Genomic DNA, 14,108 nt, shown 5'->3' with positions numbered 1-14,108 from the left:
ATGGCGGTCGCCACCTACGTCCCCACCCTCGCGCGGCCGGTGGTCGGCGTCTATCGAGCGGCGGCCGGGCCGACCATTCGCCTGGGGCACATGCTGGTCTTCTTCTTCCGCGCGCTGCTCGCCGTGCCGGTCGTATTGCGGCAATACCGCAAGGAATTCCAGCAGCTGCTGTCGAATATCGCATGGGGCAACGGCTCGATCGTCGTCGGTGGCGGCACCGCGGGCGTCGCCGTCGTGCTCGGCTTCACCGCCGGCGCCCTCGTCGCCGTCGAGGGCTACAACTTTCTGAATCTACTCGGGCTGGGCCCCGCGACCGGCGTCATTTCGTCGCTGGTCAACACCCGCGAGCTGGCACCGATCATGGCCTCGCTGGCCTTCGCGATGCAGGCCGGCTGCCGGTTCACCGCCCAGCTGGGCGCCATGCGGATCGCCGAGGAAGTCGACGCACTGGAGTCGCTGGCAATCCGCCCGATTCCCTTCCTCGTCACCACCCGGCTGATGGCCTCCGTCGTCGCCGTGATCCCGCTTTACGTGGCGTGCCTGGCGGTCACCTACCTCACCTGCCAGATTGTGGCCAGCGTCATCAGCGGCGGGTCCATCGGACCGTACCTGCACTACTTCACGATGATGTTGAGCGCCAAAGACATTGCCTACTCGGTGTTGAAGTGCGTGGTGTTCGTGTGGCTGTCGTCGACCGTGCAGTGCTACTACGGGTTCTACGCCTCGGGCGGCCCCGAGGGCGTGGGTGTGGCCGCCGGACATGCCATGCGGGCCAGCATCACCGTCGTCATCATGGTCAACATGCTGCTCACGATGGCGTTGTGGAGCATCGACGCCGGCGCGAGATTCGGTGGCTAGATGCCGAATTCGTTAGACCTCGACGGGCGCGGGCCCTCCGACCGACAGCTATTGGCATTGGGGGTGGCGGTGCTGGTGGCGGCCGCGCTGATCACCGGAACCCTGCTGTTGAAGTCCACCGGGCGGCTCAACGACTACGTCAAGGTGGTGGCCGAGTTGGCCAACGTCGGCGACGGACTGCCCGCGCGATCCGACGTCAAATACCACGGCCTGCTCGTCGGCGCCGTGGACGACGTCGTCCCGGCGGCCTACGGAAAGCCCAACTACGTCCACATCAATCTCAAACCCGAACACGCCAAGGACATTCCGGGCGCGGTGACCGCCCGCGTGGTCCCCAGCAACGTGTTCGCGGTGTCGTCGGTGCAACTCGTCGACCGCGGATCGAGCGCGAGCATCCGCAACGGTGCGCGCATTCCCGAAGACGGCCAACTGTCGACCGTCATCTTTCAGACCACCATCAGCAAGCTCCGCGACATCCTCGCCGCGACCGGCCGGGGCCGCGAGGACCACAGCGTCGGCATCCTGGCCGCCGTCGCGGCGGCCACGAACAACCGCCGCCCCGCGTTGCTTAACGCCGGCGCGCAGTTGACCCGGGTGCTCAACGAGCTCAACGCCATCGTGGCCACCGATCCCGGCCCGTCCACCGTCTCGGCGCTGCTGGACGCCACCCGCGGCCTGCAATCCACCGCGCCCGACCTCGTCGACACCCTGCACGAGGCGGTCAAGCCGATGCAGACCCTGGCCGAGAAGCGCGAGCAGTTCCGGTCGTTGATCACCGGCTCGCGACACACCTTCGGCGTCAACAGGCAAGCATTCGACAATCACACGGATCAGCTGATCGAGATGACGCAAAAACTTACCCCCGCCCTGGGGGTGTTCGCGCTGAACAGTGACAAGTTCGTGCCGATCTTCACCAGGCTGAACCGCCTGTCGGACAAGTTCTTCGACGAGGTGTGGGATCCCGAGCGCGACACCGGGAACATGCGCGTCAATCTGGCTTTGACACCGACCTACACCTACACGCGCGCCGACTGCCCCCGCTATGCCCAACTGCTGGGGCCGAGCTGCTTCACCGCGCCGACGATGGAGACGCGGCCGGACTTGCCCGACGTGTTGCTGCCGCAGAACTACCATCCCCCGACCGATCTGGCGCCGCCGCCGGGCACCGAGATCGGGCCCGACGGCAACCTGGTCGCGGTCGGGCCCCCGCTGGTCAATCCCAACCCCAGCCTGGAGGACCGCAACCCGCCGTTGCCGTTGCTCGTCCGTCCCGCTCCCCGGGTGCCGGGAACCGCCGACCCCGACGACGCGCCCCCGCCGCCGGGACCGCCCGCCGGGGCCGCGCCATCCTCGTACGGCGGCAACGTCGGGCCGGTCGGTAGCGGGCTCGAGCGCGACCAGCTCGGGCTGATCACCGGGCAGCGCGGTCCCGCGTCGGTGGCCACTCAGTTGCTGCTCGGCCCGGTCGCCCGCGGCACGGCCGTCTCACTGAAACCACTGGAAGTGCCCGCGGGCGGGCCGAAATGAAGGTGCGCGGGCCGGCGATCGGCCTATCGCTGTTCATGGCGGTTGCCGTCGCCGTGACGTGGCTGGTGTACGCCACCCTGCGGCGCGACGTCGCCGGACCGACCACGCCGTACGCGGCGATGTTCAGCGACGTGTACGGGTTGCGCGTCGGTGACGACGTCCGGATGGCCGGCGTGCGCGTCGGCCGCGTCGAAAACATCGAGCTGGCAGGCAAACTGGCCAAGGTCTCGTTCGTCGTGGAAAACGACCAGCGCCTGTACGGCAACACCGTCGCGTCGGTCACGTACCAGAACATCATCGGGCAGCGGTACCTGGGCCTGTCGCTCGGCGAGGTCGGCAACAGGAACCCGCTGCCGGCCCGAAGCGTGATCCCGGTGCAGCAGACCGATCCCTCCTTCGACGTCGGAAAGCTGCTCAACGGCTTCGAGCCGCTGTTCAGCCTGCTCAATCCCAAGGACGCCGACGACCTGACCAAGGGCGTCCTGCAGTCGTTGCAAGGTGATCAGGCATCCATCCCGCTGCTGGTTGAGCAGACGTCGACGATCAGCCGAACCCTGTCCGCACGCGACCAGGCGTTGGGTGATCTCATCACCAGCCTCGCCCGGGTCAGCGACACCGTCGCTGCCCAAGACGACGACCTGGACCGCGCGCTGAGCCAAACCCGGGACGCGGTAACGGAATTCGACGCCCGCCGCTCCTCGCTGCAGGACTCGGTGGGCTCGATCGCCCGCGTCACGCGCCGCCTGTCGGCGATCGCCGACGACGTCTACCCGTCGCTGAACGAACTCGTCACCCGCGAGCCGGGCTTCACCAAGCACCTGGCCGAGATCGAGCCCCAGCTCGCGTTCACCGGCGACAACCTGCCGCTGCTGCTCAAGGGTCTGGCCCGCATCGTCGGCGAAGGCTCCTACGGCAACGCGTACGCCTGCGACCTGAACGCCATCGGCTTCTTCCCCGGACTCAACGACATGACCACGTTCATCGTCAACGCGGCCACGCCCGGCAACGCCAACCCGATCACGCCGAAAAACCTGGGGTGGCACACCCCCCGATGCAGGAACATGGCCAATGGCTGACCCACAACGCATCCGGCGGTTACTGCGACACCCGCTGGAGTCCTACAACAAGGCCTGGCTCGGGCTGGCGGCGCTGGCGGCGGTGGCCCTACTCGTCGCGGCGTCGCTGGGCGTCAAGTTCCTCAACATCGGCTACACGCACTACACCGCCGAATTCCTGCAGGCCGCGTCGCTGCGGCCGGGCAACCCCATCACCATCGCCGGAATCGAGGTGGGGCATGTCACCAGCATGAAACTCGACGGCGATCACGTGGAAGCCGGTCTGACCGTGCGCGACAACGTCGCGCTCGGCAAGGACAGCCGCGCGGTGATCAAGGTGATGACCATCCTGGGATCCCGCTACCTGGAGCTGGTGCCCGCGGGCCCGGGATCGCCACCGGACAAGACGATCTCGTTGTCCCACACCGAGGTGCCCTACGACCTGCAGTCACTGCTGGAGGACGCCACCACCACCTTCGAGCAGGTGGACTCCGACCAATTCGCGCAGTCGCTGGCCGTGCTGGGCAAGCAACTCGGCGGGGTGCCGCCCCTGGTTCCGCAGGCCGTGGCGAACCTGCAAACGCTGTCCACGATCACCGCCGGACGGCGAGACCAGTTGGGCACGTTGCTGAAAAGCACCCAGCGGGTGGTCAGCACGCTGCGCCGCCAGCAGACCGGCCTCGGGCACATGATGGACGAGGGGCAGGATCTGCTCGGCCACCTGGTGGCGCGCCAGGCCACCTTCCACGCCATGCTGGCGGCGCTGACCCAACTCGTCGATCAGCTGGACAAGATCGTCGTCGACGACCGCCCCATGCTCGACGAGTTGTTCGCCAATCTGCACGATCTCACCAATATGATCGGCCAACACGACGACCTGGTGCGCAATCTCTTGCAAGTCGCCCCGGTGGCGCTGCGCGGGATGGCCAACGCCACCGGCTACGGCCCCGTCGTCGAGTTCAATCTGCCCAACGGGCTTGCGATCGACTCGTGGATGTGCGCAATCAGCGGGCGCGCCAAGCAATTCGGCATGATCCAGTACTTCAAGGACTGCAAGTGACGTCCAACAAGCGCAGGGCGATGGCACTGCTCGCCGCCGTCGTCGTAGCGACCGCGGTCGCCGTCGGGGTCGCCGGTCACTACATCAAGTCCCATCTCGACACCATCACGGTCACCGCCCAATTCGACAGTGCCGCGGGGCTTTACCAGGGCAATGCGGTGGCGGTGCTGGGCATGCCGGTGGGAAAGGTCACCAGGGTCACCGCGAAGGGCAGCTACGTCGAGGTCGAATTCACGGTCGACAAACACGTCAAGGTGCCCGCGGCGGTGCGCGCGGTGACCATCAGCACCTCGATCCTCACCGACCGCCAGATCGAGCTGACGCCGCCCTACCGCGACGGTCCGGTGCTGAAGAATCACGACACGATCGGGTTGGCCAGGACCAAGACGCCGGTCGCCTTCGACCGCGTGCTCGACATGCTCGACAAGGTTTCCAAGTCGCTCAAGGGCGACGGGGCCGGCGGCGGGCCCATCGCGGACCTGAGCAACTCGGCGGTCGCGATCACCGACGGCAACGGCAAGAACATCCTGGCCGCTCTCGACGAGCTGTCCAAGGCGCTGCGGCTGTCCTCCGAGCGGGGCGCGACCACGCGTGAGCAGTTGACCGCCATCATCACCGACCTGAGCTCGCTGGTGGAGGCGGAGGCCCGAAACGACGCCAAGGTGCGCCAATTCGGTTCGACGGTAAGGCAACTCAGCCAGATCCTGGCCGACGAACGGTTCGGCAGCGGTTCCACCGGCCGCACGATCAACAAGATCCTCGAGCAGGTCGCCACGCTGATCGACCGGAACCGGGAGAACCTCAAGCAGGCCATCCGCAACGGCGACACCGCCGCCAAGACCCTCGTCGACAACCAGCGCGGCCTCTCCGAGATGCTCGACGTGCTGCCGCTGACCCTGGAGAACCTGTACAACACCGTCGACCAGAACAACGGCGCCATCCGCGTCCACGGCCTGCTCGACAAGGCGCTCACGGACAGCCAGTCCGCCAAGGAACTCTGCAACCTGATGCATCTGCGTCAATTGGGTTGCAGCACGGGCACCTTGCAGGACTACGGGCCGGACTTCGGCCTGACCTACATCCTCGACGGCATGGCGGCGATGGGCCAATGAACCCGGCCAAGAGCAGAGCATTCGCCGTGGCATTGGCGGCCACCCTGGCCTGCTCGGGCTGCGCCACCAACGGGCTGGCCAGCCTGCCGCTGCCGGCGCCGGAAATGGGCTCCGGCGGATACCTGCTGACCGCCGTGTTCTCCAACGCGCTCAACCTGCCCGCACACGCCAAGGTGAAACTGGCCGGCGCCGACGTGGGGCAACTCGAGGCGATGGTGGCGCGAAACTACACCGCGGTCACCACGTTGCGGATCATGGACGGTGTCCGGGTTCCGGTGGGCAGCACCGCCGAGCTGCGGTCGGCCACACCCCTGGGCGACGTGTTCGTCGCGATCAAACCGCCCACCCCGGCGGCACCCGACGCGCCTCTGCTGAAGGGCGGCGACACGATCGGGTTGCCGGACACCCGGGCCGCGGCCACGGTGGAGTCGGTGCTCAGCTCGGCCGCGCTGCTTGTCAACGGCGGTGCGGTCCGCAACTTCACCAACATCGTCAACGGCGCGGGCAAGGCGACCGGCGACCAGGGACGCGCGTTCGGTGATCTGATCAACCGGACGAATGCGCTGTTGGCGAAGCTCAACGCCCGGTCCGATCAGATCGACGCGGCGGTCACCGAAACCGCGGGCCTGGCCGACCGGCTCGACGGGAAAACCCAAGCCATCGACGAGATTCTGCGGGCCGTCGGCCCGGCGACGGACGTGTTGTCCGGCAACGCCGACGAGGTCGCCGATGTCGTCGAGCAACTCGGCGCGACGACGCGGCAGCTGGCCCGGTTTCCCTCTATCGCTGGCACCGACACCACCGGCCGCAGCGTCATCAAGGACGCCAACACCATCGCCGCCGCGTGGAATGACGTCGTGCTGAGCCCGGACACCAGCCTGGCCGGCCTCAACCGGCTGATTCCGCCGTTCGTCAAATCGACCGCCAGCCAAGCGATCTCAGTTCGCGGCAGCTTTGACCGGCTGGTCATCGGGTCGCGTCCGGACCCCGGATTCAAGGGCGATCCGGTCTTCCACGGCCCCATGCGCCCCGACTGGAACAAGTTCGTCGGGTCGATCAAGTACGTGCTGTGGCGCCTCCAAGAGCGCGTCGTCGGGCGCGGCCCCAACACCTCGATGGGCCAGAACCCATGGACTCCGTCGGGCCCACCGCTTCCGCCCGCCCCGGCCGGAGAGGCGCCGCCGGGTCCCCCCGAGCCGGAGCCACCACGGTGATCGACACCGTCAGTCGGCTCATCGTCGGGCTCGTGCTGGCCGGGCACCGGCGTCGCAGCTGGCTGTCCGGCATCGCGCTGGCGCTGACATTCGTCGTCGCGGTGGCCTACCTGATGGTGGGCGCGCTGCGGGTCAACCCGTTGGACTCGACCTATCGGGTCACGATCCGGCTGCCGGAATCCGGTGGGCTGCTGGCCAATCAGGACGTGTCCGTCCGCGGCATCCGGGTTGGCCGGATCCAATCGCTGCGGGCCACGCCCGCCGGGGTCGAGGTCACCGCCGACATCGACGCCAAGGCCAAGGTCCCGGCCTCCAGCGCGGTGCGGGTCTCCGGATTGTCGCCGGCCGGTGAGCAATACATCGACTTCGAGCCGGCATCGAACGACGGGCCCTTCCTCTCCGACGGCAGCGTGGTCGGCCCGCAGGGCGCCACCACACCGGTGCCGTTGTCACAGGTTCTCGCCGACGCCGATGGGCTGCTGGCGCAAACCGATCCGAAGAAGCTCGAGATCGTCAAGAAGGAACTGAGCCTGAGCGGCCAGGGACCGCAGAAGCTCACCGACATCATCGACGGCGCAACGTTTTTGCTGGCCACCATGGACCCGGTGCTGCCGCAGACCGTCAGCGTGCTGAAAACGAGCCGACTGGTGCTGACGACTTTCGCCGACGTGAACGCGGGCCTGGCGGCGACCTCACGCAATGTCGGTGCCGTCATGACCGGCGTCGACAAGATGGACGGCGGATTTCGCAAACTCGTCGATCGGACACCGGGCGTGATGACGTCGGTGGACAAGCTCTTCGACGACAACTCCGACACCATGGTCGGCCTGCTGGCCAACCTGGTGACCACCGCGCGCATCGTCTACGTGCGGGTCCCGGCGTTGAACGCGGTCTTTCCCGACTATCGCGGCTCAACCCTGGAGGCCTTGTTGACCACCATGCACGAGCACGGGCTCTGGGCCACCGCCGACATCTACCCGCGCTACACCTGCGATTACGGCACCCCGCGCCGGCCGTCGTCATCGGCCGACTATCCCGAGCCGTTCCTCTACACGTACTGCCGAGACGACGACCCGGGGGTGCTGATCCGCGGCGCCAAGAACGCTCCACGACCGGGCGGCGACGACACGGCGGGTCCGCCGCCGGGTGCCGACCTGGGCCGAACCGCCGACCCAACACCCAAGGGCCGCTTCACGATTCCCACCCCGTACGGCGGGCCGACGCTGCCGATCGAGCCACCCCACTAGAGGAGAGATCACCGTGACCACCACCGCCGACCAAGAACCCGCCACCACGCAGGACGTCGAAGACCCGCCCGACGGCGAGGCGCCACCCGCCGCTGCGCCCGACCCGGGCCATGCCCGCCGCGCCCGCCGGCCCTGGCAGCGCTACGCGCGCATCGCGGTGGTGATGGTCGTGTTCGCCGGCGCCTTCGGGACCGCCGCCGCGCTGGGCGCCAAGTTGTGGGACGAACACGCCGTAAGCCAGGCGGGGCGGGCCGCCCAGCAGACCGCGATCAACTACGCCCAGGTGTTGACGAGCATCGACTCCGGCCAGCTGGACCAGAACTTCGCCGCCGTACTAAGCGGCGCCACAGGCGAATTCAAGGACACGTACACCAAAGCCAGCGGGCAGCTTCGCCAGTTGCTGATCGACAACAAGGCCACGGCGCACGGCATTGTCGTGGATTCCGCGATCCAATCCGAAACCAGGGACCGGGTGGTCGTGTTGCTGATGGTCGACCAGACGGTCAGCAACACCGCGCGCCCGGACGGCCGCGTCGATCGGAGCCGGATGAAGATGACCATGGAAAGGGTCGACGGACGGTGGCTGGCAAGCAAAGTCGAGTTGCCCTAGTGCCGTGCCCGGCCCGGATCACGGCCATCATGGCGGTGCTTGCGGCCGCGGTGCTGAGGGCACCGGCCGCGTCCGCGTCGGCTCAGGCGTTCTGCGGCGAACTCGGGGGGGACTGGGACGGGCGGTATTGCCACACCGCGGTGCAATCCGAAAGGAAGGCGACCCGAGACATCAAGATGGCCGTGCCCGGCGACCTGGTGGACAACCCCACCACCGGCCCGGTGATTCGCGAATACCTGCGCGACCTGATGAACAACTGGCGAACCAAGGGCGCTTCGATGGTCCAGGACAGCTGGGGGGAGGAGAACTACCAGGTGTTTACGCACGGGCGCGCGCTGAGCGTGGCGGTCCACGAGGACTATCACGCCGACGGGCCGAATTTCAGCAACGCGTACCGCACCTTCACATTCGACATGGCCGGCGGCAAGCGGCTGCAACTCGCCGACATCACCAAGGCCGGCACCGACCCGCTGACGGCGATTCCGCCGCTGGCCGAACCATTCGTCAGGCAGGCGCTCGACCGCGCCGCGTGGCAGCACTCGCCCGGCACCTACCCGTTCACCGTCGATCGTTGGACCCCGGACAAGGTGTTCTCGGGCGGCTACAAGGCATGGGCGCTGACACCCGACGAGCTGATCCTGTACATGCCGGATTATCCGGTCGGCCACGACTCTCCGGTTCAGTACGGTCAGATCGAGCAATGGTCGATGGACGGCGGCACCGTCGAACCGCACATCCCGCTGTCCGCGCTCGGCACGGTCCTGCGCCCCGAGTTCGGCGGGACCTAGCGACGGGGCCACCGGGCGTGAGAAATTACCCCCTACGGAGCGCCCGCACCCGCGTCCGGCTTGCGGGCCACGATCGCGACGGCGGTCAACCGCTCGGAATGCTTGCGGAACGTGCGGCGCATCGTCAGCACCCGCTTGCGGGCGTCGCGGTGGGTGAGCACGTTCTTGGCGAAGCGCAGCGCCCCGAGCAGCCCCTCGTCGGCGATCACCCGCCGCGGCTGCAGCAGCGCCATCGGCGCGGTCGCGACGTGGTCGACCTCCAGCCCGTGGTCGGCCAGCAGCCGCGACCATTCCGCGATGGTCAGCGGGCGCGCGTTCACCTTGATCGCCCGGGCCAGCGCCTGCCGGATGTCGGTGCTGACCTCCTCGGAGACGGTGTCCGGTGTGAGCGCCAGCTCGTGGATCGCGTAGCGCCCGCGCGGCCTCAGCACCCGCGCCGCCTCGGCGACGATGGCGTGCTTGGCGGCGTCGCCCTGCATGGTCAGCATCGCCTCGCCGACGACGACGTCGGTGCTGGCGTCGGGCAGACCGGTGTCGGCCGCGTCGGTCACCCGGACGGACCCCTTACCGGACCCGAATTCCGACAGCACGCCGCGCACCACGTTGGCCGCGTCGGGATCGCCCTCGGCGCCGACGTACGACCGCGGGCCGCGGGCCAGGATCTCGGCGGCGGTGCGGCCCAGGCCCGGCGCCAGCTCGACCACGTCGGCGTCGGCCAGCTCCGCCCGGGACAGCAGCGTGCGGGTGAGCTCGACGCCGCCGGGGCGAAGCACCCGCTTGCCCAGCCGCGCCAGCAGCCAGTGGCCGGCGACGCTGTCGTCGGCGCGGGTCGATGCCGGCAGGGGCTGCGAGCCGGTGCGCTGTCCGGTCATCAGACCGCCTGCCGCGCAGGGCTTTCCAGGAACTGCAGGACCAACGCTTGACGTCGTTTGTGCACGGTGAGGTATCGCAATCCTTCGGGTCCGGCAGCGAACTGCCGGCGCGAGCGTCGTGGCAACCACAGCGGGGCGCCGGGGGAGAGGTCGATCGTATCCGTTTCGGTGGTCAGCCGTCCGCACTCTCTCGTCGATTTCTTGGTTTTCACAACTTGTCTTGTGTAAACTCTAGCGCATGACATACGTGATCGGGAAGCCGTGCATCGACGTGATGGACCGGGCCTGCGTGGACGAATGCCCGGTGGACTGCATCTACGAGGGCGGCCGCGCGCTGTACATCCATCCCGACGAATGCGTGGATTGCGGCGCGTGCGAGCCGGTATGCCCGGTCGATGCGATTTACTACGAGGACGACCTGCCCGAGGAGCTGAAACCGTACTTGGCCGACAACGAAGCGTTCTTCACCGAGACCCTGCCGGGCCGCGACGAACCGCTGGGATCCCCGGGCGGGGCCGCCAAGATAGGCCCGCTCGGCGTCGACACACCACTGGTCGCCGCGCAGCCGCCCGCCGACGACCCCGAAGGAGCGTGAGACGCCGGTGAGCTCGCAGGCCTTTGCCGGGGAATCGGTCGGCCGCCGCCGCGAGGTGCTGCGCGTGCTGCGGGCGTCCCCGCGCCCGATGAGCATCGTCGCGATCGCCGAGGCGCTGGGCGTGCACCCCAACACCGTCCGCTTCCACCTCGACAGCCTGGTCGGCGACGGTCAGGTGGAGCAGGTCGAGCCGGGGCGCAAGGGCCCGGGCCGCCCGCCGCTGATGTTCCAGGCGGTCCGGCAGATGGACCGCGGCGGGACGCGGCACTACCGATTGCTCGCCGAGATCCTGACCGCGGCGTTCGCCGCCGAGCGCGATCCGCGCGCCAAGGCGCTGGCCGCGGGGCGGGCGTGGGGACGGAAGCTGGAACCCCAGCCCACCGACGCCACCAGCGCCGAGCACGCCATCGACCACCTGGTCGACGTGCTCGACGATCTCGGCTTCGCCCCCGAGCGCCGCACCGCCGGCGGGGAGCAGCAGGTCGGCCTGCGGCACTGCCCGTTCCTGGAGGTCGCCGAAAACCGGACCGACGTCATCTGCCCCGTGCACCTCGGGCTGATGCAGGGAGCCATGGAAACCTGGGGAGCCCCGGTCGCTGTCGAGGCGCTCGACGAGTTCGTCGAACCGGATCTCTGCCTGGCCCACCTGAAGGTCGCCGCGAAGTGAGCACCGGACCGGCGATCGCCGTCGCCGTCACCTTCGTCTGGCTCGGCATGGTGCTGGCCATCTCGTTCCTGGAGGCGCCGCTGAAGTTCCGCGCGCCCAACGTCACGTTGCAGATCGGGCTCGGCATCGGGCGCCTGGTCTTCCGCGCGCTCAACACCGTCGAGGTCTGCTTCGCCCTCGTCCTGCTCGCGATCGTGGTGGCCGGCCCCACCCCCGCGCGCGTCGCGGTGGCGTTCTTCGTCGCCTTCGGGGCGCTGGCGATCCAGCTGGTCGCGGTGCGTCCCCGGCTCACCCGTCGTTCCGACCAGGTGCTGGCCGGATCGGAGGGGCGACGCTCGCGCGGTCACTACGCCTATGTCGGACTGGAGGTGGTCAAGGTGGCCGGCTTGGTGGCGGCGGGGATACTGCTACTGACCGCCTGACCCAGCCCGTTCGACGAACCTCGAAGGACCCGCCATGGAATCCCTCTCGCTGACCAGCCTGGCCGCCGAAAAGTTGTCCGAGGCCAAAAACTCGCACAGCGGACGAGCCGCCCACACCATTCACGGCGGCCACACCCACGAGCTGCGGCAGACGGTGCTGGCCCTGCTCGCCGGACACGACCTGTCCGAGCACGACAGCCCCGGCGAGTCCACGCTGCAGGTGCTGCAGGGCCACGTGCGCCTGACGGCCGGCGCCGACGCGTGGGACGGCAAAACCGGCGACTACGTCGTGATACCGCCGGAGCGCCACGCCCTGCACGCCGTCGAGGATTCGGTGGTCATGCTGACGGTGCTGAAGAGCCAGCCCGGCGCCGCCCACTGACCATGCTGTCGACGCCGTGGTCGGAAAGCTTCGGCCTGCGGGTGCCGATCGTCAACGCCCCGATGGGCGGGGTCGCCGGCGGGCGGCTGGCCGCCGCGGTGACGGCGGCGGGTGGCCTGGGCATGGTCGGCATGGGCAGCGTCGCGACGCTGGAGTTGCTGCGGGCCCAGCTGGAGCACGTGCGCGGAACGTTCGGGATCGGCCTGGTGGACTGGGTGATGCGCAACGAGGCGGGGCTGTTCGAGGACGCCCTGGCCGCGCGGCCCGCCCTGCTGTCGGTCAGCTTCGGCACCGACTGGTCGTGGGTCGGCAAGGCCCGCGACGCCGGAATCGCCACCGCCACACAGGTTTACGACGACGTCGGGGCCCGCCGGGCCGCTGACGCGGGCGTCGACGTTCTGGTGGCGCGGGGCGCCGAGGGCGGCGGGCACGGCGACGTGAAGCTCGCGACGCTGCCGTTGCTCGACGCGGTGTTGGACGCGGTGTCGGTGCCGGTGCTGGCCGGCGGCGGGATCGCCTCGCCGCGCAGCCTGGCCGCCGTGCTGGCCGCGGGGGCCAGCGGCGCTTGGGTGGGCACCCGGCTGGCGGCGTGCCCGGAGGCGCTGACCGGCGACGGCAGCCGCCGGGCGCTGATCGCGGCGAGCGCCACCGACACCGCGGTCACCCGGGTCTTCGACGTCGCCCGCGGCCTGCCGTGGCCGGCCCGGTTCCCGTCGCGCGTGCTGGACAACGACTTCGTCGCGCAATGGGCCGGCAAGGAGGAGGTGCTGGACAAGTCGGCCTGCGACGAGCTGGCCGCGGCGACCGCCGCCGACGATCGCCGGATCGCGCCGGTCGACGCCGGTCAGGGCGTGGGGATGATCCGCGACGACGCGTCGGTGGGCGAGGTCATCGAGCAGATGTGCGCGGGCGCCGAGCGTCTGCTCACCGGCTGGGGGCGGCGGGCCTGAGCACGACGCAGCACCGGTCGGGCCCCGGCTGCAACCGGACGTCGGGACCGTGCGGCGCCAGCGCCTCGGCCACGCCGGTGATCAGCGCGTGGTTCATGTGGCAGGCCAGCTCCGTCTGCTCCTGCGCCAGCACGTGGAAGGGGCAATTGGCGAGCTGCACCGCGCCGTCCTCGGCGCGGGGCTCGTAGCCGTACTCGTTCAGCAGCCCGACCGCGCGCGCCAGTGCCGCCGCGGCGTCGGCGGGCGGCCGTTCGGTGGCGGCGATCGTCCGGCCGTAGTCGTGGGCGACCCGCTTGAGCACCTCGGCGACCGGCTCCCCGCTGCCCGCGGACTCCGCGATGGCCTGGGCCATCAGCCGCCCGGCCAGCTCGTACTCCCGTTGCGGCAGGCTGACCGCGATGTCGCGGGGGACCCTGCGGTACACCTTCGAGGTCCGTCCCGCGCCGGGCCCGGACCGGCCGGTCAGGCGCGCGTAGTCGCTCTGCAGCAGCCCCTCGGCGGTCAGCCGGTCCAGATGGAATTTGGCCTGGTGATGGGGTATCCCGACGGCGTCGGCCGCCTGTTCGCGGCTCACCGGTCCCGGCTGCGCGCACACGAACCGATACAGCCGAAGGCGCACCGGGTCCGCGAGCGCCCCGATGCCCGCGGCGTCACGTTCGAGCTCGTTCACTGCGACCGCCGTTTCTAACAGACAAAACTCTTGACGGTACAGTGTACAGCTTCTAACGTACGAATTACTATCCGTTAGA

General features: G+C 69.1%; 17 protein-coding genes. 14 read left to right on the top strand and 3 right to left on the bottom strand.

Annotation, left to right across the window (positions count from 1 at the left end):
- From OQ968_RS18010 to OQ968_RS17970, 9 genes are read left to right on the top strand one after another with little or no spacing between them, the layout of a single operon-like run.
- On the top strand, window positions 1–858 hold the full coding sequence (locus OQ968_RS18010; RefSeq protein ID WP_324680318.1) for an ABC transporter permease: 858 nt from the start codon (window positions 1–3) through the stop codon (window positions 856–858).
- Window positions 859–2,385 carry an MlaD family protein gene (locus tag OQ968_RS18005; protein WP_324680316.1) on the top strand — a complete coding sequence of 509 codons (1,527 nt, stop codon included), beginning with the start codon at window positions 859–861 and terminating at the stop codon, window positions 2,383–2,385. It begins immediately after the preceding gene.
- Window positions 2,382–3,461 (top strand): MlaD family protein, encoded by a 1,080-nt coding sequence (locus tag OQ968_RS18000; RefSeq protein ID WP_324680314.1) that lies wholly within the window; start codon window positions 2,382–2,384, stop codon window positions 3,459–3,461. The genes OQ968_RS18005 and OQ968_RS18000 overlap by 4 nt, the downstream gene beginning before the upstream one ends.
- A complete protein-coding gene (locus OQ968_RS17995; RefSeq protein WP_324680312.1) occupies window positions 3,454–4,500 on the top strand; it encodes an MlaD family protein in 1,047 nt (348 codons plus the stop codon). The genes OQ968_RS18000 and OQ968_RS17995 overlap by 8 nt, the downstream gene beginning before the upstream one ends.
- Before the next feature lie 20 nt (window positions 4,501–4,520).
- Window positions 4,521–5,612, top strand: a complete 1,092-nt coding sequence (locus OQ968_RS17990) for an MCE family protein (protein ID WP_420715951.1) — start codon at window positions 4,521–4,523, stop codon at window positions 5,610–5,612.
- On the top strand, window positions 5,609–6,826 hold the full coding sequence (locus OQ968_RS17985) for an MlaD family protein (RefSeq protein ID WP_324680308.1): 1,218 nt from the start codon (window positions 5,609–5,611) through the stop codon (window positions 6,824–6,826). The genes OQ968_RS17990 and OQ968_RS17985 overlap by 4 nt, the downstream gene beginning before the upstream one ends.
- A complete protein-coding gene (locus OQ968_RS17980; RefSeq protein ID WP_324680306.1) occupies window positions 6,823–8,073 on the top strand; it encodes an MlaD family protein in 1,251 nt (416 codons plus the stop codon). Before OQ968_RS17985 ends, OQ968_RS17980 begins: the two co-directional genes overlap by 4 nt.
- A 13-nt stretch (window positions 8,074–8,086) precedes the next feature.
- Window positions 8,087–8,683, top strand: coding sequence for an Mce protein (locus OQ968_RS17975; protein WP_324680304.1), 597 nt, complete (start codon window positions 8,087–8,089; stop codon window positions 8,681–8,683).
- 29 nt (window positions 8,684–8,712) lie between these two features.
- Window positions 8,713–9,471, top strand: coding sequence for a mannan-binding family protein (locus tag OQ968_RS17970; RefSeq protein ID WP_324680303.1), 759 nt, complete (start codon window positions 8,713–8,715; stop codon window positions 9,469–9,471).
- A gap of 32 nt (window positions 9,472–9,503) precedes the next feature.
- Here the strand turns inward: OQ968_RS17970 and OQ968_RS17965 are convergent, their stop codons facing one another.
- Both OQ968_RS17965 and OQ968_RS17960 read right to left on the bottom strand, forming a co-directional pair.
- Window positions 9,504–10,343: a class I SAM-dependent methyltransferase gene (locus tag OQ968_RS17965; protein WP_324680301.1), complete on the bottom strand. Its 840-nt coding sequence runs from the start codon at window positions 10,341–10,343 to the stop codon at window positions 9,504–9,506.
- Entirely contained in the window at window positions 10,343–10,555 is a 213-nt protein-coding gene (locus tag OQ968_RS17960; protein ID WP_324680300.1) for a hypothetical protein, read from the bottom strand. Before OQ968_RS17960 ends, OQ968_RS17965 begins: the two co-directional genes overlap by 1 nt.
- A 26-nt stretch (window positions 10,556–10,581) precedes the next feature.
- Here OQ968_RS17960 and fdxA point away from each other — a divergent pair, with 26 nt between their 5' ends.
- From fdxA to OQ968_RS17935, 5 genes are read left to right on the top strand one after another with little or no spacing between them, the layout of a single operon-like run.
- Window positions 10,582–10,938 (top strand): ferredoxin, encoded by a 357-nt coding sequence (gene fdxA / locus OQ968_RS17955; protein ID WP_324680298.1) that lies wholly within the window; start codon window positions 10,582–10,584, stop codon window positions 10,936–10,938.
- 7 nt (window positions 10,939–10,945) lie between these two features.
- Window positions 10,946–11,605 (top strand): helix-turn-helix transcriptional regulator, encoded by a 660-nt coding sequence (locus tag OQ968_RS17950; protein ID WP_324680296.1) that lies wholly within the window; start codon window positions 10,946–10,948, stop codon window positions 11,603–11,605.
- The gene (locus OQ968_RS17945; protein ID WP_324680294.1) at window positions 11,602–12,027 is read left to right on the top strand and encodes a hypothetical protein; all 426 of its coding nucleotides are present in this window, start codon (window positions 11,602–11,604) and stop codon (window positions 12,025–12,027) included. Before OQ968_RS17950 ends, OQ968_RS17945 begins: the two co-directional genes overlap by 4 nt.
- 34 nt (window positions 12,028–12,061) lie before the next feature.
- Entirely contained in the window at window positions 12,062–12,409 is a 348-nt protein-coding gene (locus OQ968_RS17940) for a cupin domain-containing protein (protein WP_324680292.1), read from the top strand.
- A 2-nt stretch (window positions 12,410–12,411) separates the two neighbouring features.
- The gene (locus OQ968_RS17935; RefSeq protein WP_324680290.1) at window positions 12,412–13,359 is read left to right on the top strand and encodes a nitronate monooxygenase; all 948 of its coding nucleotides are present in this window, start codon (window positions 12,412–12,414) and stop codon (window positions 13,357–13,359) included.
- On the opposite strand, the gene OQ968_RS17930 is transcribed toward OQ968_RS17935, so the two are convergent.
- On the bottom strand, window positions 13,334–14,029 hold the full coding sequence (locus OQ968_RS17930; protein ID WP_324680288.1) for a helix-turn-helix transcriptional regulator: 696 nt from the start codon (window positions 14,027–14,029) through the stop codon (window positions 13,334–13,336). The genes OQ968_RS17935 and OQ968_RS17930 overlap by 26 nt on opposite strands.
- Between the last annotated feature and the right edge of the window lie 79 nt (window positions 14,030–14,108).

Origin of the sequence: Mycobacterium sp. 663a-19, assembly GCF_035616495.1 — a bacterium.
GTDB lineage: Bacteria > Actinomycetota > Actinomycetes > Mycobacteriales > Mycobacteriaceae > Mycobacterium.
The sequence above is the reverse complement of the archived record's forward strand: the minus strand, read 5'-3'. Positions and strand labels throughout refer to the sequence as shown.